The 23,416-nt window shown below is 57.2% G+C and carries 15 protein-coding genes; 7 read left to right on the top strand and 8 right to left on the bottom strand.

From position 1 onward, the window contains the following. Positions 1–8: 8 nt before the first annotated feature. The 5 genes from CFA77_RS01955 to qatD are packed head-to-tail and all read left to right on the top strand — an operon-like array spanning position 9 to position 7,912. Positions 9–2,990, top strand: a complete 2,982-nt coding sequence (locus CFA77_RS01955) for a TrlF family AAA-like ATPase (protein WP_206992027.1) — start codon at positions 9–11, stop codon at positions 2,988–2,990. After that, positions 2,987–4,915 carry a Qat anti-phage system ATPase QatA gene (gene qatA / locus CFA77_RS01950; protein ID WP_206992026.1) on the top strand — a complete coding sequence of 643 codons (1,929 nt, stop codon included), beginning with the start codon at positions 2,987–2,989 and terminating at the stop codon, positions 4,913–4,915. The genes CFA77_RS01955 and qatA overlap by 4 nt, the downstream gene beginning before the upstream one ends. Then, a complete protein-coding gene (gene qatB / locus CFA77_RS17240) occupies positions 4,915–5,796 on the top strand; it encodes a Qat anti-phage system associated protein QatB (RefSeq protein WP_305798373.1) in 882 nt (293 codons plus the stop codon). Before qatA ends, qatB begins: the two co-directional genes overlap by 1 nt. After that, positions 5,793–7,160, top strand: a complete 1,368-nt coding sequence (gene qatC, locus CFA77_RS01940; protein ID WP_206992024.1) for a Qat anti-phage system QueC-like protein QatC — start codon at positions 5,793–5,795, stop codon at positions 7,158–7,160. Before qatB ends, qatC begins: the two co-directional genes overlap by 4 nt. A gap of 2 nt (positions 7,161–7,162) precedes the next feature. Then, the gene (qatD, locus tag CFA77_RS01935; protein WP_206992023.1) at positions 7,163–7,912 is read left to right on the top strand and encodes a Qat anti-phage system TatD family nuclease QatD; all 750 of its coding nucleotides are present in this window, start codon (positions 7,163–7,165) and stop codon (positions 7,910–7,912) included. 53 nt (positions 7,913–7,965) lie between these two features. Here qatD and CFA77_RS01930 read toward each other — a convergent pair whose 3' ends face one another. The 8 genes from CFA77_RS01930 to CFA77_RS01895 all read right to left on the bottom strand — a co-directional run bounded on the left by CFA77_RS01930 (position 7,966) and on the right by CFA77_RS01895 (position 21,171). After that, the gene (locus CFA77_RS01930) at positions 7,966–8,613 is read right to left on the bottom strand and encodes a hypothetical protein (protein ID WP_206992022.1); all 648 of its coding nucleotides are present in this window, start codon (positions 8,611–8,613) and stop codon (positions 7,966–7,968) included. Positions 8,614–8,818: 205 nt separating this feature from the next. Then, positions 8,819–12,439, bottom strand: a complete 3,621-nt coding sequence (locus tag CFA77_RS01925; RefSeq protein WP_206992021.1) for an ATP-dependent RecD-like DNA helicase — start codon at positions 12,437–12,439, stop codon at positions 8,819–8,821. Then, positions 12,436–13,125, bottom strand: coding sequence for an abortive infection family protein (locus CFA77_RS01920; RefSeq protein ID WP_206992020.1), 690 nt, complete (start codon positions 13,123–13,125; stop codon positions 12,436–12,438). The genes CFA77_RS01925 and CFA77_RS01920 overlap by 4 nt, the downstream gene beginning before the upstream one ends. Next, positions 13,122–15,602, bottom strand: coding sequence for a restriction endonuclease subunit S (locus tag CFA77_RS01915; protein ID WP_206992019.1), 2,481 nt, complete (start codon positions 15,600–15,602; stop codon positions 13,122–13,124). Before CFA77_RS01915 ends, CFA77_RS01920 begins: the two co-directional genes overlap by 4 nt. Next, positions 15,602–17,113: a class I SAM-dependent DNA methyltransferase gene (locus tag CFA77_RS01910; protein WP_242517451.1), complete on the bottom strand. Its 1,512-nt coding sequence runs from the start codon at positions 17,111–17,113 to the stop codon at positions 15,602–15,604. Before CFA77_RS01910 ends, CFA77_RS01915 begins: the two co-directional genes overlap by 1 nt. A gap of 3 nt (positions 17,114–17,116) precedes the next feature. Beyond that, positions 17,117–19,495, bottom strand: a complete 2,379-nt coding sequence (hsdR, locus tag CFA77_RS01905) for an EcoAI/FtnUII family type I restriction enzme subunit R (RefSeq protein ID WP_206992018.1) — start codon at positions 19,493–19,495, stop codon at positions 17,117–17,119. Next, positions 19,482–19,688, bottom strand: coding sequence for a type II toxin-antitoxin system prevent-host-death family antitoxin (locus CFA77_RS01900; protein ID WP_206992017.1), 207 nt, complete (start codon positions 19,686–19,688; stop codon positions 19,482–19,484). Before CFA77_RS01900 ends, hsdR begins: the two co-directional genes overlap by 14 nt. 166 nt (positions 19,689–19,854) lie before the next feature. Further along, entirely contained in the window at positions 19,855–21,171 is a 1,317-nt protein-coding gene (locus CFA77_RS01895; protein ID WP_206992016.1) for a site-specific integrase, read from the bottom strand. A gap of 403 nt (positions 21,172–21,574) precedes the next feature. On the opposite strand from CFA77_RS01895, the gene arsB reads away from it, so the two are divergent. Beyond that, positions 21,575–22,597, top strand: a complete 1,023-nt coding sequence (gene arsB / locus CFA77_RS01890) for an ACR3 family arsenite efflux transporter (RefSeq protein ID WP_206992015.1) — start codon at positions 21,575–21,577, stop codon at positions 22,595–22,597. Positions 22,598–22,690: 93 nt separating this feature from the next. Next, positions 22,691–23,410, top strand: a complete 720-nt coding sequence (gene arsH / locus CFA77_RS01885) for an arsenical resistance protein ArsH (RefSeq protein ID WP_034816956.1) — start codon at positions 22,691–22,693, stop codon at positions 23,408–23,410. The last annotated feature ends 6 nt before the right edge of the window (positions 23,411–23,416 follow it).

The following is a 23,416-nucleotide window of genomic DNA, read 5'->3' as shown; positions in this document are numbered from 1 at the left end:
GGGGGCTTATGCTGAATCGTGGATCGGAGTGGCGGAGATGGGAGCCACATATCCATGCGCCGGGTACCGTCATGAACAATCAGTTCAGCGGGCCGAACGCATGGGACGACTATCTCACGGCGCTTGAACAGGCGACGCCGGTCATCGAGGCGATTGCCGTCACTGACTACTACGTGACCGACACTTATCGGGAAGTCCTACGACACCGGGATGCGGGCAGACTCCCGAACGCAGCCCTCATCTTTCCGAACGTGGAGGTGAGGCTCGACGTTGCGACTTCGAAAGGTGGCTTCGTCAATCTGCACCTGTTTGTTAGCCCCGAAGATCCCCAGCACATCGATGAGCTGCAACGGCTATTGTCTCGTCTGCAGTTCAACGCGATGCAGGATCGGTTCGACTGCACGCGGGCCGATCTGATCAGGTTGGGTAAGAAGGCGGATCCGAACATTGCCGACGATGGAGCCGCACTCGCCTATGGCGCTAGCCAGTTCAAGGTCAATTTCCAGCAGCTTCGGGAAGTGTATGCGGAGAGCGGCTGGGCGAAAAAGAACGTTCTGATCGGCGTGGCAGGCGGGGCGAACGATGGAACATCGGGCGTTCGAGAGGCCGCCGATCAAACCATCCGACGTGAGATCGAAGGCTTTGCCCATGTGATATTCGCCAGTAGCGAAGCGCAGCGGGAATTCTGGCTAGGCCGCAAACCTTCAATGTCTGCCGATGAAATTCGTAAAGTGTACGGTGGCCTCAAGCCGTGCCTGCATGGAAGCGATGCACATGACCTCGAGAGTGTTGCCTCGCCGTTCGGGGACCGCTTCTCCTGGATCAAGGGCGGGCTCGAATTCGACGCGCTGCGGCAAGCATGTATCGACCCGGGCGACCGGGCGCATGTCGGGAGCGAGCCGCCAGCGTCGGCAACGCCTTCGCAGGTCATTGCCGGGATCGAGGTTCTAGATGCGCCGTGGATGAAGACGTCGACCATATCGCTCAATCCGGGCCTGGTCGCGATCATCGGAGCCCGCGGTTCTGGCAAGACGGCGCTGGCAGACATGATCGCAGCCGGCTGCGATTCGATTCCGGACGATGCCTGGAAAGCCGACGAATGGGCAAACCCCTCCTTCCTCGTTCGCGCTCGCCCACTTGTGGGTGATGCAAAGGTAAAGGTGAAGTGGGCGGCTGGAGACCCCGAAACGCGCGCCCTTAATGGCTCCGACGCCAACGGACCGTTCAGCTATGAGCGCGTGCGATATCTGTCTCAACAGTTTGTCGAGGAGCTCTGCTCGTCAAACGGCCTGACCGACGGGCTGCTCCGGGAAATGGAGCGTGTGATTTTCGAGGCGCATCCTGATGAAACCCGGGACGGCGCGCTGAATTTTGCGGAGCTGTTGGAACAGCGCGCATCACGGCATCGTCTCGCTCGCGCGAGGGAGGCCGAAGCTGTCGCCCAGATCTCTGATCGCATCAGTACAGAGCTGGAGAAGGAAAAACTCGTCGCCAGCTACGAGGCGGAGGTAGCGAAGAAAAAGAAGCTGGTTGATGCCTACACGGCCGACCGCGCCAAGCTGGTGTCGAAAGGCAGCGAGAAAAGAGCTCAGCGACACACGGAGCTGGCCGGTGCGGCCAACCAGGTCCGAGCAAAGCTTCGCCGGTACACAGGGCGGCGACAAACATTTCTTGCCATGCAGGATGAAGTGAAGGACATGCGCCGCAACCAGGCGCCTGAAGCGCTTCGCCATGCTCAGTCGCGCCATGAGCACAGTGGAATGACAGACGAGCAGTGGGCCGCCTTCCTGCTGGATTATACGGGACCGGTCGATGACAATCTGAGCGGCTATGTGAAATGGGTCGATGGCGAAATCGCCAAACTCAAGGGCACACCACCGCAGCCCGGCGACCCGAACACCCCCTATTTTCCCGACGACACCGATCTCACCACGCTAACCCAAGCGGTGCTGGAAGCCGAGATGGCGCGGCTGGAAAAGCTGGTCAACGCCGACAAGGATGCACAACGTCGCTATGCCGCGCTCTCCAGCAACATCGCAACCGAAACAGCGGCACTGCAGACGCTGACGGAGAAACTGAACGATGCCAAGGGCGCCAAGGACCGCGCCCGCCAGCTACAGGCCGATCGTGAAGCAGCCTATGGCAGGGCTTTTGATGCGCTGGTCGCCGAGCAGTCTGTTTTGGAAGAACTATACGCGCCCTTGATGGCGCGGCTTGGCGCATCCTCGGGCACCTTGAAGAAGCTCTCGTTCTCCGTCGCACGCATAGCCGACGTGGAACAATGGGCAGATGTGGCCGAGGATGGCCTTATCGACCTGAGAAAAACTGGCGCCTTCCGAGGGAAGGGAACGCTTCAGCAAAAGGCAAATGAGGTACTGAAATCCGCTTGGGAAACCGGAGATTCCGCCGCGGTTATCGGGGCGATGGCGGAGTTCCGACGGCTATACCAGAACGATCTGCTGGACCATTCACCGGTTGCGAGAACAGACCAGGCCGAGTTTCGTGTATGGTCGAAACGCTTCGCTCAATGGCTGTTCAGTACTGATCATATCGAGATCCGATACGGGATCGAATACGATGGTGTCGATATCCGTAAGCTGTCCCCGGGCACGCGCGGCATTGTCCTTCTGCTTCTCTACCTTGGTTTGGACGACAAGGATGACCGGCCGCTTCTCATCGATCAGCCGGAAGAGAATTTAGACCCGAAATCGGTATTTGATGAACTAGTACAGCTATTCACAGAGGCCAAATCACATCGCCAGGTGATCATGGTCACGCACAATGCTAACTTGGTCATAAATACTGACGCTGACCAAATCATCATTGCAGAAGCCGGTCCGCATCCCCACAATTCGCTTCCGCCGATCACCTATATTTCCGGGGGATTGGAGAATGCAGAGATTAGAAAAATGGTGTGCGATATTCTCGAAGGCGGCGCAGGGGCTTTTCAGGAGCGCGCCAGACGTTTGCGTGTGAGGCTCGACCGATGATCGTCGCGGACAATGAGACGGCGGTCGACCTTCTGTACTACGAGGCGATCGCCAAGACGGTGGTCCGTCTGGTGAGCGAGAAGTCGGATGAACCCCTGAGCGTAGGCGTCCACGGTGACTGGGGCGCCGGCAAATCCAGCGTCCTCATGATGGTGGAGGAAGCGTTTTCCGACGATGATCGCGTGCTCTGTGTGCGGTTTAACGGGTGGCTGTTCCAGGGCTTCGAGGACGCAAAGGCCGTTCTGATCGAAACGATCGTCGAGGAACTGCGCCGCAAACGCCCCATGTCACAGAAAGTCGCTGAGCAGGCAAAGAAGGTCTTGAGACGGGTCGACTGGATGAAGCTCGCGCGCAAGGCGGGAGCGTATGGCTTGACGTTGGCCACCGGGATTCCCCATCCCGAGACGATCAAGGATCTTGGCGAAGCCGCGCGAAGTCTCCTCGGAAAGGGCGCCGAGGATGTGTCGCCGGAGAATCTGGCTGCGCTCGTTAAGGGTTCGGACGAGTTCTTGCGCGAAGTCGCCGAAGACAGTGCGCCTGAACAGATGCACGCGTTCCGGGAGGAATTCGCCAGACTCTTACAGGACGCCGAGATCGATCGCCTTGTGGTCCTTGTCGACGACCTCGACCGATGCCTCCCGAAAATTGCGATCGAGACACTGGAGGCGATCAGGTTGTTCCTGTTCGTACCACGAGCGGCCTTTGTCATCGGGGCGGATGAGGGGATGATCGAATACGCCGTGCGGCAACATTTCCCGGACCTGCCCGTGGTTACCGGTCCGGCTTCCTATGCCCGCAACTACCTTGAAAAGCTGATTCAGGTTCCATTCCGTCTGCCCTCGCTCGGATATGCCGAGACGCGGATCTACGTGACTCTGCTCCTGGTGCTGAACGCGTGCGGTGAGGAATCGGACGAGTTCCAGAAACTGACCGGACTGGCGCGCGAGCTATTACGCCGACCGTGGAAGGGTCCCGGTCTTGATCGCAAAACGGTCGAGAAGGCCTTAGGCGGTGTTCCGGTCGACGTCGAGCGAGCGATGGAGTTGGCCGGGCGAATCGCGCCGATTCTGGCGGACGGTGCGCGGGGCAATCCGAGGCAGATAAAACGCTTCATCAACACGATGATGCTTCGTCTGGCTATCGCCGAGGAGCGCGGCTTCCGCGATGAATTGAACATCTCGGTACTCGCCAAGATCATGCTCGCGGAGCGCTTTGCCCCGGAGCTCTACGACGCGATGGCGCGCGGTTCTGCCAACACTGGGGCGTCGGAGGAGCTCGCTGCGCTCGAAGCCGTGGTCGCGGCCCCATCCTCCGGCCTGGAGACGAAATCGGCGGACGGAAGAGAGAGGGCTCCGTCTACGGAGGCGTCGCTACCCGATTGGCCAAACATCGAATGGGCGAAGCAGTGGGCCGCCATCGATCCGCCACTCGCCGAGAACGATCTCCGGCCATACGTTTTCGTAACCCGCGACCGGCGAAGCGTTTTTGGCGCGGTCACATCTCTGGGTGAACTGGACGAGCTCGTCGCGAAGCTCCAAGGCTCGCCCCTACAGGTGAAGCAGGCTGCGGCGGAAGTTGCTAGGCTTCAGTCGATCGAAGCGGAACAGGTCTTCGACGCGCTGCGCGCCAAGGTGCGGGATACGGAGGACCTTGCCCAAGAGCCTGTGGGCGTGAAGGGGCTGGCCGAGATGGCGCGTCAGCATCCGTTTCTGCAGCGACCGTTGCTTTCTTTCGTGCAGGACCTACCGGTCTCGAAGCTTGGTCCATGGGTCGTCAGCGGTTGGGTTTCGGCGTTTAGTGAGGCCGACGTTGCTTCGGACTTTGCGACGACGCTCAAAGGCTGGGCCGATCAGGATGACAACAAGCCGCTAAAGGCGGCGTCGTCCGCAGCGATGAAGCTCTCCAGCAAGCGAAAGCGTACCTGATGGGAACGTCCGGAACATTCGGCGGCTCCAAAAGCGGGCTGGTTCCGAGCTGGGTCGACGAGCCCGCGTCGCCGCCCGCGGCAGCTCCCGATAACGCTGAGCCGGAATCAACAGACGGCGACGGGGCCAACGGACCGGATCACAACGGAGAAGCGCCGACGGGGGTGGTACCGGCCCGGTCATACCCGCCCATACCTGCGGTTCCGGCGAGTTCGGGTCTCGGGGGCGCACGCGGGAACATAACAAGGGGTGCGCGAACGTCCGATGAGCGAGCCCTGCGGCGAGGTGCGGGCCGATATGTACGTGCGAGTGGCGGCGGACGAGCTGCGGCGAGCCGCATGCCAAACTCCCGCGCCGTGGCTGGCGGCGTGGCCGGCCTCGCGAGGAACTTCGCCAGCCAGGGGCCGGCAGAGGCGCTGAGGCGGTTCAATCTTGAGGGCATGGCGGGGGCTCCCGCCGAGGAGGTGTTCGTCGCTTTGACGGATATGCTGTGTCCTGCAGGCGGCACCATAGACGAAGCGATCGCGAGGGACGCGATGCTTGAGACAGTCGCCGACCTGGCTGCCTCCGGTGTCGGGAACTTCGACGAGCTCTCCGCAGACGATTTGCGCGAGTTCTTCATCGGGGTGGTGAGCCGTTCGATCGAAGGTAAAATTCTCAATGAGGTAGGGACCAACGCCATCGCGGCGCCTTCGGACATCAGCGGGGTCGAACGCGCGCAAGCCATGTTGCATGACTTCGTCGAAGGTTGTGTGCGCGATGAGTTCGACGCGCGCGGGACCGATCTGAGCGACCTGGATGCGGCGGCCATCGATAGCTTCGTCGACGACCTCTACGGCGCCGCACTCGACTTGGTCGAGGCATTAGGAGACGACGGATGAGAAGGTTCAGTCTGATCGGTCGGCTCGGTCCCGACGACAAGCGTAAAATCAACTTGGTCCAGTCCGATTCCGACGTATTCGAGATCGATTTCCTGGACGGTGACCTGCGCATGGGCTTCGGCATCGGTCACGCGTTGGACCAACTCGCCTCCCTCGGGCTGCACCCCTCGGAAAGGAGCATTGACCTCGTCGTCCTCGCCGCGCTCGTTAACGCTGGTGACACGAGAGTCTCCCGAAAACTGAACGCGCAAGACGGCTGGACCCGCGAGATCGATCTCTACGTCCCGGTATCTGCTGCCGCGGCTTGGACCGCGAGCACTGGGTTGATCGAGTCGATGTTGCGATTCCTCTCCGGGGATCGGTGGCGTGTCTTCTTCCGTGACCGGACGAAGAGGACCAAGACTCTTGTTGTCGCTCCGAAACGCTTGGCGATCGACGGGCTGACAAAGGTCAGCCTCCTGTCCGGTGGTTTGGACAGTCTCATCGGCGCAGTCGATCTCCTGGGCGGTGGTGAGCGCCCACTGTTTGTCAGTCATTACTGGGACAGCGAGACTGCCAAAGCCCAAGCCTATATCCTCGATCGGTTGGAAACCCGGTTCGGGAAAGAGGCCTTCAAGAGCCTCCGGGTGCGGCTCGGGTTCGACAAGCACCACCTCACCACGGGGGAGACGGAGAACACGCAGCGGGGTAGATCCTTCCTCTTCTACTCGCTGGCGACGCTGGCTGCGTCGGCGATTGATGGACGGACCACCATCGACATACCGGAGAACGGCCTCATCGCGCTCAACGTACCCCTAGACCCCTTGCGTTTTGGGGCGCTGAGCACGCGGACGGCGCATCCGCACTTCATCGCGAGCATGCAGAGGCTAATCGACGCTCTCGCCCTCGATGTCGAACTGAACAACCCATACAGGCACATGACGAAGGGCGAGATGGTCGCGAACTGTGCCTACAAAGCTTTCCTTGAGAAGATAGTGGCGAACTCCATGTCATGCTCGTCGCCGGCGAAGGCGCGTTACAAAAAGCTCTCCCCTCGGCACTGCGGGTACTGCGTCCCGTGCCTGATCCGTAGAGCTTCGCTCGAAGTCGGTCTCGATGGAGACGATGAGACGCTCTACACGGTTGAGGATCTGAAGGGGCATATCCTGGCCTCCAACCAGCCCGAAGGGGAGCACGTCCGATCCTTCCAACTGATGGCCAAGCGAATCAAGGCGAAACCGGGCCTCGCGAAGATACTGGTCCACAAGCCCGGTCCGCTCCATGACGAGCCGGATGAGATACCGGACTACGCCGACGTGTTTCGACGTGGCATCCTTGAAGTCGCCGAGCTCCTGAAAGGTGTTCGGGCACGGCCGGGCGGGTGACCATGCGGCCTGACTACGTGGATTTCCATACGCATCTCGACCTCTATCCCGACCTCGCGCGAGCGATTGCGGCCTGCGATCGCAAGCGTGTAGCGACCCTGGCGGTCACGACGACCCCGAAGGCGTTTGAAAGGAATGTCGAATTGTCCGCAGACAGCGACTTCGTAAGGGTTGGGCTCGGTCTGCATCCGCAGCTCGTCGCTGATCGGCATCTTGAGATCGACCTGTTCGAGAGGCTCTTGCCGCAAACGCGCTACGTCGGGGAGATCGGGCTTGATCGCGGACCCGCCCACTACCGCTCTTTCGAGCTGCAAAGGTCGGTCTTCGGCAGAATTCTTCGAGCCTGCGCTCAGCAAGGCGACAAGATCTTGAGTCTGCACAGCGTCAGGGCGACGAAACCGGTCCTGGATATGCTCGACGAGCATCTACCGCCAGATCGGGCGGGCGTCGTCTTGCATTGGTTCACAGGCAGCAAGGCCGATGTGCGTAGGGCCGTTGACCGTGGCTGTTATTTCTCCGTAAACGAGGGCATGCTCGCTTCCGCGACCGGCGAGCGCGTATTGCGCGAAATACCAATCCATCGTGTGCTGACCGAGACGGACGGCCCCTTCCTCGCACGCGGTGATAAACCGATCAACCCCGGCGATGTTGGTCGTGCCGTCGAAATGATTGCTTCCTTCGTCGACTCGACAATCGAGGACGTCCGTTCCCAGATAATCTCAAATCTCAAGAGTCTCGTGCAGAACGACTAGATGGCGGCTTCTATTCCAATGGACGTCCCGCGGCATACGATTTTCAATGAAAGCTATTGGTGGTCCGCCGCTTCGGTCCGCAAGATCTCAATGGCCTGCGCGTAGTCATCGGATTTAAGCCAGTCGGGCGTCCGCTCTTCAAGCCTGCGCCAGATCTCAACATCGTCAGACGTTCGGATGCCGTGACGTACATTCTCAAGAAAGTAGCGCTCAAAACCGTCATTCTGACCTAGCCACGCATCGGCGACCGAATTTGCTCCAGGCGGCACAGTGGCCGGCTTGGTTGAGGTAGCTAGTAAAACATCGATATCTGCGGCGCCCTTGCTCGCAACCTCCGGCCACTTGATATCAAGATTGCCATCAGCGTTCACGATAGAGAGGCCTTCCGTTCGACGCGTCCGGAAATGGGTGTTCCAAGCCTGTGCCAGCGCTTCTCTGGCTTCGTCACTCCCAAGCAACGCCCCGACGCAGCCCCAACCACTGCCGATCGCGCCTGATTGGGAGTTGGGAGCTTCCGCCTTCCACAGGGCCTCGACTTCGTCTTTCAAGTCATCGATCGTCTCAATCTCACGCTGACATGGCACAAGAGCCGCCATACCTGACGGATCGTTCCGTCGAAACGTCATCGTGTAGGTGTTGCCACGCGAGGCCGACTTGCGCCCGTAATAGATAGGTGCGCGCACCGGGATACTGGCATTCATGTCCAGCCGCCTCTTGCGCCAGTTGTCCCGCCCGTTTTCTTTGTCCCAGTACAGGGAGCCTGTGATCAGGATTCCGCATTTCATCAAGAACAACCTAGCACATAGATGCTGATTGGAATTGCGCTAACGATCGAGATGGTATGGCGATTGTCTGTCATTAAACCGTCATTCGTACTGTGCGACGAGCCGAGGCCTGCGCTAGCGCCTATTTTCGCCTGATCTGCTGAATCAGTCTGTTTGCGTCGGAACTGAGCTGGCTGCTCTCCAGCGTTTCGATCAGGCGCCCCGGGAAATTGATCTCGTACCAAACCTTCTTTTTATCGCGATGTGCCGAATACCCCTCATGTGACATCATCCCCCAGTGTTCCCAGAAGTATTTTTCACCACCCACTCGAAGCGTGAAATCCGGCAGAAAGAAGCTGCCGTCTCCAGCATAGAGCGGTTCTTCATATGTAAATGGGATACCTGCTTGATGGAGCAGGTTTGCGATGATCACCTCGGATTTCGACCGCACCATGTCGCCGCTGAGTGCTTCGTGGATCTTGCCGCTTTCATACCAGTCGCTTCTAGCCAACAGCCGGTCATCAACGGTCCTGAAATGGCCGAAAAGCGATGACGAAACGAGCACGCTCTGAGCGTTCTCTTTGCGCCGTGCGTCCAACAATGGTGAGAGATTACCTTGGACGTACAGTCTGCAATGGCCCTGGGCGCGCGTCAACGCGGTGTATAGAAGCTCCGCACTGAGGGGGCGTCGAGACGCCGGGAGGACAACGAATGTCTGCTCGAACTCGCTTCCCTGGGACTTGTGAATAGAGATTGCGTAAGCGAGTTCGAGATTGTTCTCGACGCTCTCGGATGTGAACTTACCTTTTGTCGCTGTTGGGATTTCGCGACCGTAGTTTACGCAAATCTTCTCCTTTCGCGCGAATTTAACCTGAAATCGTTTCAGGCGCTTTTTGCTGTAGCCCGCGAAGACCTTCTTAAGGTCCGCCCGGTCGAAATTATGGGGCTCGACATACCCGATCTCTCCGTTAAATAACTCAACTTGGCGTGCTTTTCCGACAGAGAAATCAAAGGCCCATAGCCCCCGCCGAGATGTTCTGTTCTGGATCTGGATGACCTTGTCGTTCAACGTGATGCCATCAACTGCACCTACCCGATCGATCAGGTCGTTTGTCAGAACAGATTGAAGCTCAATATTCAACGCCTCGACGCCATGAAGCTCTCCGCGGTGGGGAGTCAAAACTTGCAAGCGCTCCGGGCTGTTTTGAATTATCTCATTGCGCCACAATTTATAGATTGGCGGGTCCGCCTCTTCTCGAGGTAAGACCGAGACTAGGTCTGACACCAAGCTAGCCACGAGGTCATCGGCCGAGTTCCAATAGACAACATCCAGATCTTCGTCGATCTTCCCGCCTTGGTGCACCTTCTGAAGGAGGTGTTCTGCCTCAGGCGTCGTTTGTTGGCTTTGCACGGCGGAATCGACCAGAAATAGCTCTGCCAGATCGAGGATGCCTTGACCTTTCCCGTCGAGCCTATTTTCCATCTGACGCATATTGGTCTCAAGAACCGCGAGATTATGCGTTTCGGACTCGCGCAACCATTCGATGATATCCGAGAAGACGCGCCCCCTGCCGATCGGAGGAAGTTGATTGTGATCGCCAACGAGGATCAGACGCTTCACGTTTTGCCATTCGATTGACCGGAAGAACGTCGCGGCGAGCGCAAGATCAAGCATCGATGTTTCGTCGATGACGATCGTGCCTTCCAGGTCAGAGCGTTTCCCACCCCATCTCTTGAAAGTCAGGTTGTCATTGAGCCAGCCGTTTGAAGCCAAGAAGGAGTGGATCGTCGATACTTCAACACCAGCTATCTTGTGACGTTCGAATACGGCCCGTACGCGGTCCGTTGCCTTGCCGGTCGGCGTCATCACATGGATCGGCGCGCCAACTCCCTCGACCTGCCGGATGCCTTTAACTATGGCGCGGATGATGGTTGTCTTGCCGGTGCCCGCACGACCGGACACAACCGACAGAGGCAACCTAAATATTTGAGCGCATTGCTCTGCTTGGGCTGCCACCGCTTTCTGGTATTCCTCGCCACCTTTCTTTGAAAGGGTCGATTCATCATCGGAAACAGCACGCAGCCAAAACCCATCCGGGAGTGGGCGGGACAGAGCGATGGCGGGCCGGTCGAAAAGCTCTGTGAGCGCCTTTTCGACCCTACGCTCATCCTGAAATACCTGCTTCAGATAGAGGTAGAGGCGCTCGTCCTCCTTCTTTAGGACCAACGCTTTTTCGAGCGAATCTCGGTCAACTTCAAAATATCGCAGGCTGAAATTATGCCGTTTCCATTCCGGCATCCGATCCATTCGGGCATTGATTTCCTTCAGAATGATATCCGCCGGACGGAACGTCTGGTTGGGCTCGCGCCGCAATTGCTCCACGCACAGCGAACGAAGCCTACGAGGATCATCAAGGAGCATGTCGCATAGTATCTCACCGCCGAGTTCTGGTGACGGAAAGACCCCGCGATCGATCGTACTCCACGGGATGGTGTCTTCGGGCGCATCTCCGACAAAGAGTTCGCTTAGCAGATAGGGGTCTTCGACAATTTCCTTCAGGTTTTCAGGCAGGCCATGCGCAGTACGCTTCTGGCCAACAATGCTTTCAAGCTGATCGAGATAGAGGTCGACGCGCACCGCCACTGTTTTGAGGAATATACGCACACCGTCTTCCAGCAACTGCCAGGAACGCGAGACACGTTTCGCCACTAGCCCAGTCAGTTCGAGTTCGGGGCAATCCTTGCCGCTGTCGAGAGCATCAAAGAAAAGCTCGTAGGCTTTCTTCTCCTCCCTTCTGTCGCAATACCATTTGGCGTTGTTGATGCTGACTTCCGCATCGAGAAGATCCATCACGGTAAGCAGGCCAGGATATAAGCCGCGCCGCTGCCAAAGCTTGCCGATCTGCGCCTGTACCCATTTTTCGCGAAGGTCCCAATCTTCCTGGGCGTCTCCGATCTCTTTGAGCCGGCCTATGGCATCGAGCAGTTGCTCCAGCATCCCGATGGCCGTATCATCGGTGAGGTGACGCGCACCGTATTTGCACGTGGCGGGATTTTCAGGTGTGACGAGGATCTTCTCGAGAATTTCGGGTTTGTCGCGATAGGAGTGATAGGGAATGCGGAAACCTTCATCAGGGTAGTAGGACGTCACATTGCGCGCCCAAACCATGCCCTGAGCGAAGCGCTTTTTGATGTCGTCCGTGGCGTTCGGATAAAAAAGCGGTTTGCCGACCTGTTTTACTCGCGAGACCCCGACGATCACATATTTGGGGTCATTCTCGTCGGTGAACGGGTTGGAGTGGTTGGCATAGTAGAAGATCAGGCTTTCGCCATCGTCCAGTTCTGCGAAAAATTCGTCCGCGCCTCTGCGTCGCTTATCGTTATCGAGCCGGCCGTCAGTATAAACCTCATCGCCATACATGGCTTCATACGGCCAGACGCAGACGGTCGAAGGCGGGATATCCCATTCTTCCCGATCAGCACCATCGTAGAAGAAGTCTGGTGGATTGGAATAGCCGCGGATCGCGTCGGGCCCAAAGGCATTGATGCTGTATATGCAGGGTGGCATGTCGTCACCCTTGAGCTTGCAGACCGCTTGGCCGGCGCAAGCCGTTTCCCTCCCCAAGTTCCGCTCTCGGTGGATCACGTCCCCAGGATAGGACTTCAGGCCAACGCAGTAGGTGTTGAGTTCTGGCTTCGAGCAGACGCGCCCGTTCCATCCGTCGTCATGCCAGGCGATGCGGGCAGTGAGATGCGTGGTCATGTGGCCGATGCCTCCTCTTCAGATTCAGCAACGACCTCGGAAATCTGGAACTTCTTGAGCTCTTCGGAGTACGAGTTCCGGTCGAAAATGAACAGCAGCTCTGAGGGCCGTACTTCTTTGCCGTTAATATAGATGCGCCCCTCTTCCTGATCGTGGGTGATCGAGGTTGATACATCCAAGACTTCGTTGAAGGACGCGAGTTCGAGACGTTGCTCGATGAGATCGAAACGGAGTTTCGTCAGGGTCAGGTCGATGTTAAACTTATTGAAGGCATGCCAGAGCAGGCTGATGACGCTTTCAAAAATCGACACAAATATCCGGATATCCGTTTGCGACGGCATGTCCTGGCTGTCGTGCTGCCCATGTCCGGCAATGCCGGTTCGGTTGCGAATTTCCGCAAGCGCACCGACGATCCCCGAAAGGTTGCCAGCGATCCCCTCATTGTCGAAGCCGCAAGACGACAACGCCTGCTTGACCAGCTTCGGCAGCTTCAGATCATCATAAGGAATGCCGCGTTCAGAGAGGATGTGTTTGCAGATAATCTCGATGACGCATTTGCAGTAGTCGATCGTCTCCGGTTCGAGAGTCCCCAGCGCCGCTTCCGCCTTGTCGATCGTGGTCGCCAGCCGCGTCAGCCCGAAGACTTTCTGAAAATCGTGCGCATGTTCCAGAGGCGAAATGATCACACCGAGCCATCCCCGCCTTCCGCGCTGAAAAGCGCCTTCACCTCAAGCATGGCGGTGCCGACTGACATTTCTGTCAACCTGAGCTTTTCGATCTTGGGACGCCACTCGTCGTCAGCGCGGATGTATTGCAGAACCTGCGCAGCATCAGCTTCGACCCCCAGCGACTGAAGGTGCTCCATGGCATAATCGACCGTTGCAAGGGTTTCCCATTCCTCATTTTTCTTGAAGCGGAAATGTTCGGCGACCCACCGGGCCGGGTCTCCGAAGCCATACTTGGCGAACCAGTGCTCCATCTCCTCGGCCGCTGGTCCCGGCACATGGCCAAACCCAAATCGACCGCGCATCTCGCGAAGCCAGCTCTTTTGCTTCGCGATGGCGATACCGCCGGAATACTTCATGGACGGGTTGTAGGGACCGGCCGCCTTCTTGAGATACTCCATTTGACCGACATGCTCACCATTATGCCGGCGTGCGAAATAGACCGCCTTCTGTAGACGGAAATTGCCGATAGGTTCACCGCCGGCGTCGAAGAAGGCTTTGACAATGGCACCGACCAACACGGCTTCCTTAAATTTCGTGTCTACCTCGGAAGTCACTTCTGATTCCGCGCGCTTGTCCGCTTCCGAGGGGAACACGTCATGGGCGCTTTTGGCCCCTGGGATTTCAGAGGTATTGGCCTGTTCCGGCGCAGCGATACTGGGTGTGTCCGCACTAAGTCCCACTGGTTCCACTGCACCACCACCATCTGGGTCCGTTTCAGTCAGTACGTGAACCAGGGAGGCCATCAGCTCGGCGCCCAGTCGCTCGCCCTCACGTGCCTGCTCTTCCAGCCGGTCGCACAGCGCCATGAGTCTATCCACGTTGACGACAATGCGCTTTTGTTCGGCTAGGGGCGGAACCGGAACCAAAAGCGTTTCAATCCCACCAACTCTAAAGTGCTGAACCGTCGACCCAACTGGTTTGTCTTGAACGCGGTCCATCAATTCGGGATCTCGCAGCGAATATAGCAAAAACTTCGGTTCAATAGTTCCGGGAATTATGCTTGCGAGCATCAATCTCTGGCCGAGGCAATATGTATATTGATCATCCAAAAGGCAGACCTCACCCATTGGAGCTTCGCGCGTGATGATTAAATCATTTGCCGCAGGCCGATACCTCTCGGTCCATTTGTCATAGGTTTCGTCGTCAACAAATTTGACATCCGCTAGAATTAATTTTCCATCGCGAATGTTGTTTGTACGGAGGAGAGTAGCTCCCGATGTAGAATACTTTGCAGTCTTATTTCGGCAATCGACCACCCAACGACAGCACTGCATGAGGGTCGCCCACTGCCAATTTGTGGGAAGTGCTGGGAGAGCGTCTGGAATTTGTTGATTGTCTAGCTTTCTAGATTGTGTAGCAGCTTCGTTTTTCGTTGGTAGATTTTCGGACAGTAACTTTGAGCGCTGTGCGCCTATTTCATCCAAAAGCTCGCTAGCTGATCCATCTGTTGGCAAATGCTCAGTGAGCTGGCCGAACGCCGCTGAGTGGAGAATCGCTCTCCGCAAAGCCTTGATCGTCTCCAGCTCGTCGAACAGCTCGCCGAAACGGGGGACGAGCAAGGACCAACGGTCGGCGCTTTCCTCCGGCGTTCTGGCTTCGGTCAAATGATGCAGGGCGGAAGCGGCGGCTGCGCGCTTCAGCCCCGTTTCTTCAGCCTGTCGCGTCTCCAGTTCGTCGCACAGCGCCATGAGTTCCTTAACCTTTGCGACAATGCGTTGCTGCTCCGGAAGGGGCGGGAGGGGGAAAGACGATAGTGCAAAATAGTCCGCCGGGACGCGCTTTTGCCCGGCGGTGCCTGTCATCCTCGGTACGCCCGCCTGGATGAAACTTTCGGATTTCAAGAATGCTAGGACGTAGTCTTCCTCAACGACGTGAGCCAATTGTCGGAATACGTGTAATTCCGTTGTTCCCGCGCCAAGATCATTCGGCAAACCGGTTATTGCTGCAGATTTTCCGTTCTCAAAACAGGGGGTAATCTTAGCAAGAACAACGTCACCGTTTGCTACGTGTGTGTAGCCGCTCTTGATATCCGCCCATTTTCGTTCTTCGAATCCGTGCGGGAGACCGAACTTAGCTTCGATTTTGGCCATGGGCACAAAGCCCGCCGCAGCTTCGTCTGGCGCCTCATTTCGAGGAGAGATCAGCCCTAGATCGCCAAGACATGTCGTAACCCAATTTGCAGGTATCAAGTTTGTTGGGGTACGGTCTTCCGCTTTCCCAAAATACCTTGGCTTCCGAATTTCTCCTGACTTAACCGCAGATCGGATCGCTATGGCCGCAGCTTCGACGAGCGCTTGCGCATGTCCGTCCTCTGGTCGCCGATCCGACAGTCTTCCGGAGATCGCTAAATTCAGGACCAACTCTCGTAGCTTCCGTACGCCATCGGTTCCGGCCGCGAGTCGCCCAAATTCTTCTAGAAACGTTTCTGCAAGCATCAGGCGGCCGTCGATTTGGTAAGCGCTTCGGCCAGCGCCATCTTCAACTGTTCCTGTGTGGCGGCGAGTTGCTTACGGTTCTCCTGCCATGCGGCGAGCAACTCCGCCGGGTCCTTGTGACCATCTTCCTTGCGGTGCGGATTGGAGATGTCGAGATTGTAGCCATTGGCCTTGATCTCTTCAGCGCTCACCTTCCAAGCGCGGTCATTCTCCTTGCGTTCAGCACGCGTCTTGACGTCACCCCACCAAGCCTGCTCGCTGTCTTCGCCCCTGAATTCCTCGATGCGCATGGGCTTCGTTTTGGAGTAGTTTTTGTAACCCTCCGGATAGGGGTGCTCATAGAACCAAACCTCCGAGGTCGGATTCAACGCGTTGCCTTTTCCATCCTTGTGGCATTTCTCGAAGAACAAGAGGTTCGTCTTGATGCCGGTATATGGATTGAAGACACCGTTCGGCAGGCGGATGATGGTGTGCAGGTTGCACTCCGTCATCAGCTTCTCCTTGATGCGCGTCTTGATGCCTTCGCCAAAGAGGGTGCCGTCTGGCAGGACTACGGCGGCTCGGCCGCCATCTTTCAGAAGCTCGATAATCAGCACCAGAAAAAGGTCCGCTGTCTCACGCGTCTGGAACGCCTGTGGCACGTTCTTTTCGATGCCATCTTCCTCCATGCCGCCGAAGGGTGGGTTGGTGACGATGACATCGATCTTGCCCCGCCATTTATGATCCTTCAGGGGCGTGGAGAGCGTGTTGTCGTGCAGGATGTTGGTTGGCGCTTCGATGCCGTGCAGCATCATGTTGGTAACGCACAGCAAATGCGGCAGCGCCTTCTTCTCAACGCCTAACAGATTGTTCTGGACCGTCGCCCGGTCCTCGACCGTTTCGACATATCTCTCGATGCGGTGATCCATCACGTGAGCCAGAAAACCGCCCGTTCCGCACGCGGGGTCCAGCACCAATTCATCCAGTTGGGGATCGAGCATGTCGACCATGAACTGGGTGACGGCACGCGGAGTGTAGAACTCGCCGGCATTGCCAGCGCTTTGGAGGTCCTTCAGAACTTGCTCGTAGACATCACCAAAGGCGTGCTTGTCGCCAGTGTTGTTGAAATCGATCTCATTGATCTTGTTGACGACCTGCCGGATCAGCGTGCCATTCTTCATGTAGTTGTAGGCATCTTCGAACGCGGCGTGCACGACGCGCGCGCGATCACGTTCCGGCCCTCCGAGCGACAGGTTCTTCAGCTTGGGGAAGAGCTGATTGTTTATAAAATCCAGCAACGCATCGCCGGTGATGCCTTCGGGGTCGGTGGCCCAGGCAGACCAGCGCAGATGATCTGGGATCGGGGACTTGTAGTCATCGCTGAGGAGCATCAGCGACTCTTCCTGGTCATCCAGAATCTTCAGGAAGAACATCCAGACCAGTTGTCCGATGCGCTGAGCATCGCCATCGACGCCTGCGTCCTTGCGCATGATGTCCTGAATGGATTTGATCACTCCCGATACATTCGGCACGTTTTACGCTCCCTCGCGATATAGTTCGGTCTGCAGCCCTCTGACGGCAGCCTCATAAGCTGATTTGCCGCCAAAGACGCCCCTCACAATCTCAACCGGGGTCCCGATTTCATCGAATGGCTTGAGCTGTAGAACCTTGGCATTTTCCAGCGGGCCGAAATCTTCGTCCGCATATTTGTCGAGAAGCGCTTCCAGCACGGCCCGCGCTTTGCCCTCGAATTTTGCAAAGTAGTTGCGTTTCTTTACCTGCTCTGCCCGCTCTTTGCGGGTCAGCGGCGGCTGGCCATAGGCAACGTGGCAGAGCAAATCGAAAGTGCTGAAAGCGTCGCCGTTTTTCACTTCGTCGCGCAGACCATCGAGCGAGACACCCAGCGACTCCAGCTCTTCGATAATCGCCTGCTTCTTTTCCGCTTCATCCCAACGACGGAGAAATTCATCGAGAGTCTTGTAGTCTTTTTGGAGCGTCTTTTTCGCGTAGGAGCGCAGTGATTCCGTGATCAGCTTGCCGTCCGGCCCGAGATATTGAACGCGCTTTGAGAGAACGCGGACTTCGACACCATCGACGTAGAACTTCCGCGGTCGGTCTTCGCCGCCGAACGGATCGCCAAGAACGCCACCATCAATTTCGGACTGCTCTTCCTCGCCAAATTTACCGACCGTCGTGGTTGTCGCATCATCAATTTCGTCCGGCGGCACGGGTGGGTCGTCTGCACCCGGTTCATAGATCTGGACCGGGTCGCCGTCGAAGTCAGGATCTGCGAACAACTCTGTCGCTCGCTTGAAGTCCATGATGGTAAAATACTGCTTGCCGTGCTCCTCATCGATGCGCGTGCCACGCCCGATGATCTGCTTGAACTCGGTCATGGACTGAATTCGCTGATCCAGTACGATCAGCTTGCACGTCTTCGCATCCACACCCGTTGTCAGAAGCTTCGACGTTGTTGCGATGACCGGATAGCGCGCTTTCGGGTCGATAAAATTGTCGAGCTCCGCCTTGCCGAGCGCATCGTCACCGGTGATCCGCATAACGTAGCGGTGGTTTTCAGCCACAAGATCGGCGTTCGCATTGGCGAGCGCCTGGCGCATGCGTTCAGCGTGCTCAGTGTCCTCGCAGAACACGATGGTCTTATCGAAGCGGTTTGTGGCTTTCAGAAATTCTGTGATCTTCGAGGCGACCAATTTGGTGCGCTCATCAAGAACCAGCGTCCGGTCGAAATCCCTCTGGTTATAAATGCGGTCGTCGACTTCGTTGCCATAGCGGTCGAGTGTTCCCGCTTCCGGTCGATAGCCGGTCAGGTCCTTATCGAGGTCGTAACGGACGACCTTATATGGAGCCAGAAAGCCGTCTTCGATGCCTTGGCGGAGCGAGTAGGTGTAAACCGGTTCGCCGAAGTAATCGATGTTGGACACATCCTTCGTTTCTTTCGGCGTTGCCGTCATGCCGATTTGTGTTGCGTTCGAGAAATACTCGAGGATTTCGCGCCAAGCGGAATCGGCCGCCGCGCTCCCGCGATGGCACTCATCGATGATCACCAGATCGAAAAAATCACGCGAAAACTGCTTGTAGATGTTTGCCGCTTCGTCCGTCCCGGTGACAGCCTGATAGAGCGAAAGATAAATTTCGTAGGACTTATCGGCTTGGCGGTTTGTGATCTTCGTCATCGCGCCGCCAAACGGCTTGAAGTCGTTCGTCTTCGTCTGATCAACGAGAATATTACGATCTGCGAGGAACAGAATCCGCTTCTTTGCGCCCGCCTTCCAGAGCCGCCAGATGATTTGAAACGCGGTGTATGTCTTCCCAGTCCCTGTCGCCATGACGAGGAGAAGCCGGTCGCGTTGCTTTGCAATTTCCTCAACTACGCGATTGACCGCGAGTGTCTGATAGTAGCGCGGTGCCTTACCTGAACCGTCATCGAAATAGTCTTGGTTTACGATAGGGTTCTCAGAGGAAGCGAGTCCTTTCCAAGCTGTATATCGCCGCCAAAGCTCATCTGGTGACGGTATCTCATTCAGCGCAAGTTCTTGTTCGACGTCACCGCCTGTGACCGACCTATCGTGCAGGAGTATGCTCTTCCCATTCGTTGAAAAAACGAAGGGAATGCCGATCATTTCAGCATACTCAAGCGCTTGCTGCATGCCGGCACCGACCGAATGCGAAGCATCTTTGGCTTCAATAACAGCCACCGGGATATTGGGTTTGTGATAGAGGATGTAGTCTGCGCGCTTCTGCTTGCCGCGGGATGTTAGTTTTCCGCGAACAATTATGCGCCCAGCGGTTAGACTCACTTCTTCGCGGATCTGGGTATGCAGGTTCCAGCCTGCGGCGGTAAGGGCGGGCGTAATAAACTTGCTGCAAATGTCGCGTTCACTAAGCCCGTGCATTCCCGTTGCCCCCACCCCCTGCTGTCGTTTGGTCTTTGCGGTCCTTCTGCGCACAAAGCCGCTCGTACTCCTCCACCGAAACAACCACCACCACACCGCGTCCGTGCTTCTCAATGCACACGGGTTCCGCGCGAGCGGTATCGATCATCAAGCCAAACGCGTTTTTCGCTTCCCTTGCGGACATGGTCTTCATAACTGGATCCGTTACGCCCCGTTTGCGCCATTTAGCCCGAAATGGCTCCTTTTGCCAACATCAAAGCGGCGCTCTGAAGCAACGCGTTGTGTCCCAAGAACTCCACACTGAAGGCCATTTTGGTAGAAGGTGCACGCAAGCAGCGGGTTCAATTTCCAGCAGAAGGCTATTGAATGGCATCGACCAATAGCTGGTTGATCGCGCTCTGCCGGGATTGTCGATCCAGTGTGTAGGTGTTCCGCCTGAATTCGACGCCTTCAAGCAAGGCCTTCACGTAACCGGACGCGGTGTCCGCGGCCATGATCAGTGTAGAATCGAGCGTGTGGACGTATTTGCTCGTGACTGATCCTTTGGCATGACCGATCAGCGCGGCAATTGTGATCTCGGTGAAACCCAGATCGTTCGCGATGCTCGCGAAACTGTGCCGAAGCACGTGAGGCGTCACATCCCAGAGCGGCGTATCCTTGAACAGCTTCTTCCAGCTTTGCGGGAAGTTTCCGACCGCGTTGTCGATGCCCTGGCCGGGAAAGACATAGGTGCCGGTTCTCTTCGGCCGTTCCTTCTCCAGGTACTCCACAACGGGGAGACCTACCGGACGAACCGATGAGCCCTCCTTGCTATCGATCAGGCGTAGACAACTTCCCTCAAGATCAACCTCGCTCCATTTAAGATTCATGATTTCTCCGCGACGGCAGCCCGTCAGCGCGATCAGCCTGAGGATATCAGCGTGTATGCGGTAGTTGTCGCTCTCCTGCGCCTCCCGAAGAATGCCGCCTAGAACCCGGTACTCGGCTTCACTGAGTCGACGGTCGCGGACCTGATATTTCGGTTTGCGGAGACCATGCGTCGGGTTGTGCTCAATCACGCCAGCCTCGACGGCATACGAGAGGATTCCACCAAGCAGACCCATTGTCCGGATCGCGGTGCCGCGGCCGCCGCGAACGATAGCCTTGCCGCGAAGCTTTTCGGTTTTCATGGTTACGCGTGTCTTGCCGGCGATGATGTCCTTCATAAGATTGTTCATGTCCGGCTTGGTGATGTCCTGCACACGTCGCGTCCCTAGCAGGGGAATGATGTGCCTGCGAATACGGCCGACATCGGTGGCGATGGTGGTGTCCTTTTTGGGCATGCCGCCTTTTCCGAGAATGAGACCGGCTTCCATATCGGCGATGTACTGCTCGCAGAGTTGTTTGATGGTAAGCGCCTTTCGGTCTTCTTCTCGTTCTTCTGCGGGATCTTCACCCTGAGCAACCCGGCCGAGTTGCGCTTTCGCCTCACGACGCGCGGTCTCGGGCGTCCACACGCCATGAAGGCCGATCGTGTAGCGGCGCGAGCGGCCACGAGACCGATACTGGATCACATAGCTCCGCTTCCCTGACGCGAAGACGCGAAGGCCAAACCCTGGGAGTTCATCGTCCCAGATTACGTAGTCCTTGCTGCCTGTCTCGGCCGTATCGACGACCCGCTTGGTGATCTTTGCCATGGTCCCAGTCCCTGCCAGACCCGACTTTCGCGTAAGCACCACGTAAGCACTTGGCGGCAAATTCGGGCGTATTCTCGGATAGGGACTTCGGAGACAGGATCCTGAAAATCAATGTATTTCAGGTGATTATCGTGCCCTAGCGTGCCCTATCGCGCAATTCGGATAGGGCAATGAACCAGCTCCGAAGGCAGAGGTCAGAGGTTCGAATCCTCTTGGGTGCGCCATTCCTCATCTTCAGTCGCAGAAAAGGCGCGGCCTCGGAGCAGTCTTTGACGTGAACTCCCTGCAGGCATGCGCTCCAAGAAATACCAGAACGATATTCGATGAATTATTGAATAATAATGTATGCGGCACTAATTAGCCCGGATCGGAACGCCGACAGAGTAAGATGCGGGGCATACTCATGGGACTATTCGAAAGATACCTCTCTATCTGGGTATCACTCGCCATTGCGATTGGGATTGGCCTGGGGCAGATCGTGCCTGGCGCGTTCGAAGCACTTGCCCGCTTCGGATATGCAAATGTGAATTTCGCTGTCGCCCTGCTCATCTGGGCCATGGTCTGGCCCATGATGATTGGCGTGGATTTTTCCGCCATGCGCCGCGTCGGTGAGAAACCGAAGGGGCTGATCATCACACTGGTTGTGAACTGGCTTATCAAGCCCTTCACTATGGCGGCCCTCGGCGTTCTTTTTTTCCGCCATGTCTTCGCGCCGTTCATCCCCCCCGGAGACGCGGAAGGCTATATTGCCGGCCTCATCCTTTTGGGCGCTGCCCCCTGCACGGCGATGGTATTTGTCTGGTCACATCTGACACGTGGCGACCCGAATTACACACTGGTTCAGGTCAGTGTGAATGATGCGGTCATGGTGTTTGCCTTCGCACCGATTGTCGCTTTCTTGCTGGGAGTCACGGATATCGCCGTGCCGTGGGAGACGCTGCTCCTGTCGGTTGCGCTCTATGTGGTCGTTCCCCTGATGGCGGGCATTCTGGCTCGTAATGCCCTTAAGAAGCGCGGGGGTGAGGAATCGGTGACCGCCTTCACGCGCCGTATCAAACCCCTGTCGGTGATCGGCCTTCTGGCTACCGTTACACTCCTGTTCGGATTCCAGAGCGAAACGATCCTGGCGAAGCCGATCATCATTGCGCTCATTGCCGTACCAATTCTCATTCAGTCGTATGGTATCTTTGCACTCGCCTACGCGGCCGCCTGGGCATGGAAAGTGCCACACAAGGTCGCCGCGCCCTGCGCCATGATCGGCACGTCCAACTTCTTCGAACTGGCCGTCGCGGTGGCGATCAGCCTGTTCGGGCTGAATTCCGGAGCGGCGCTCGCCACAGTTGTCGGCGTGCTGGTCGAGGTGCCGGTCATGCTGTCGCTGGTAGCCTTCGCCAATCGCACCCGCAATGCGTTCCCGGAAACTTGAGAGAGCTCTCACGCAAAGCCTCACTTCTGAACGCGAACAGGTTTGCATGAGTGGAGCAATCAACTGATCTGCCCGAGAAAGACCAACACACAGATGACCTCCACGAATGACCTTCCTGCCCTTCACGAAGACAGTTTTCGCGAGACCGACCCAGACGCCCTCCTGACCCCTGCGCTCAGCACACACAAGCCACGTATCCTGCTTCTGCATGGTTCTTTACGGGAGCGGAGCTATTCCCGCCTGGCAAATGAGGAAGCCGCTCGCATTCTGGAAAAGCTCGGCTGCGAGACTCGCATGTTCGATCCCGATGGTCTCCCGCTCGCCGATGGGGCGGAGGACTCCCACCCAAAAGTACAGGAATTGCGAGATCTCGTCGTATGGTCGGAAGGAATGGTCTGGTGTTCACCGGAGCGGCACGGTGCAATGTCGGGAGTCATGAAAACCCAGATCGACTGGATTCCCCTCTCTCTCGGCGGTGTCCGCCCTACCCAGGGAAAGACACTGGCCGTCATGCAGGTCTGTGGCGGGTCGCAGAGTTTCAACGCCGTCAATCAGCTACGCATTCTGGGACGCTGGATGCGGCTCATCACCATTCCAAACCAATCGTCTGTCGCCAAAGCATTCCTGGAATTCGACGAACGCGGCCGCATGACCCCCTCGCCATATTACGACCGAATTGTCGATGTGATGGAAGAACTCGTGAAGTTCACGCTCCTGACCCGGGACCGTGCAGACCATCTTGTTGACCGCTATTCAGAACGCAAGGAAAGCCCCGCCAAACTGTCCGAACGAGTCAATCAGAAGAAAATCTGATAGGGG

The sequence above is a fragment of the Hyphomonas sp. KY3 genome, assembly GCF_017309975.1.
Classification (GTDB): Bacteria; Pseudomonadota; Alphaproteobacteria; order Caulobacterales; family Hyphomonadaceae; genus Hyphomonas.
The sequence above is the reverse complement of the archived record's forward strand: the minus strand, read 5'-3'. Positions and strand labels throughout refer to the sequence as shown.

What these genes read in the sequence shown, in the direction of transcription:
- CFA77_RS01955 (WP_206992027.1), top strand. Translation starts at nt 9, where the DNA reads ATGCTGAATCGTGGATCGGAGTGGCGGAGATGGGAGCCACATATCCAT.
- qatA (WP_206992026.1), top strand. Translation starts at nt 2,987, where the DNA reads ATGATCGTCGCGGACAATGAGACGGCGGTCGACCTTCTGTACTACGAG.
- qatB (WP_305798373.1), top strand. Translation starts at nt 4,915, where the DNA reads ATGGGAACGTCCGGAACATTCGGCGGCTCCAAAAGCGGGCTGGTTCCG.
- qatC (WP_206992024.1), top strand. Translation starts at nt 5,793, where the DNA reads ATGAGAAGGTTCAGTCTGATCGGTCGGCTCGGTCCCGACGACAAGCGT.
- qatD (WP_206992023.1), top strand. Translation starts at nt 7,163, where the DNA reads ATGCGGCCTGACTACGTGGATTTCCATACGCATCTCGACCTCTATCCC.
- CFA77_RS01930 (WP_206992022.1), bottom strand. Translation starts at nt 8,613, where the DNA reads ATGAATGCCAGTATCCCGGTGCGCGCACCTATCTATTACGGGCGCAAG.
- CFA77_RS01925 (WP_206992021.1), bottom strand. Translation starts at nt 12,439, where the DNA reads ATGACCACGCATCTCACTGCCCGCATCGCCTGGCATGACGACGGATGG.
- CFA77_RS01915 (WP_206992019.1), bottom strand. Translation starts at nt 15,602, where the DNA reads ATGCTTGCAGAAACGTTTCTAGAAGAATTTGGGCGACTCGCGGCCGGA.
- hsdR (WP_206992018.1), bottom strand. Translation starts at nt 19,495, where the DNA reads ATGCACGGGCTTAGTGAACGCGACATTTGCAGCAAGTTTATTACGCCC.
- CFA77_RS01900 (WP_206992017.1), bottom strand. Translation starts at nt 19,688, where the DNA reads ATGAAGACCATGTCCGCAAGGGAAGCGAAAAACGCGTTTGGCTTGATG.
- CFA77_RS01895 (WP_206992016.1), bottom strand. Translation starts at nt 21,171, where the DNA reads ATGGCAAAGATCACCAAGCGGGTCGTCGATACGGCCGAGACAGGCAGC.
- arsB (WP_206992015.1), top strand. Translation starts at nt 21,575, where the DNA reads ATGGGACTATTCGAAAGATACCTCTCTATCTGGGTATCACTCGCCATT.
- arsH (WP_034816956.1), top strand. Translation starts at nt 22,691, where the DNA reads ATGACCTCCACGAATGACCTTCCTGCCCTTCACGAAGACAGTTTTCGC.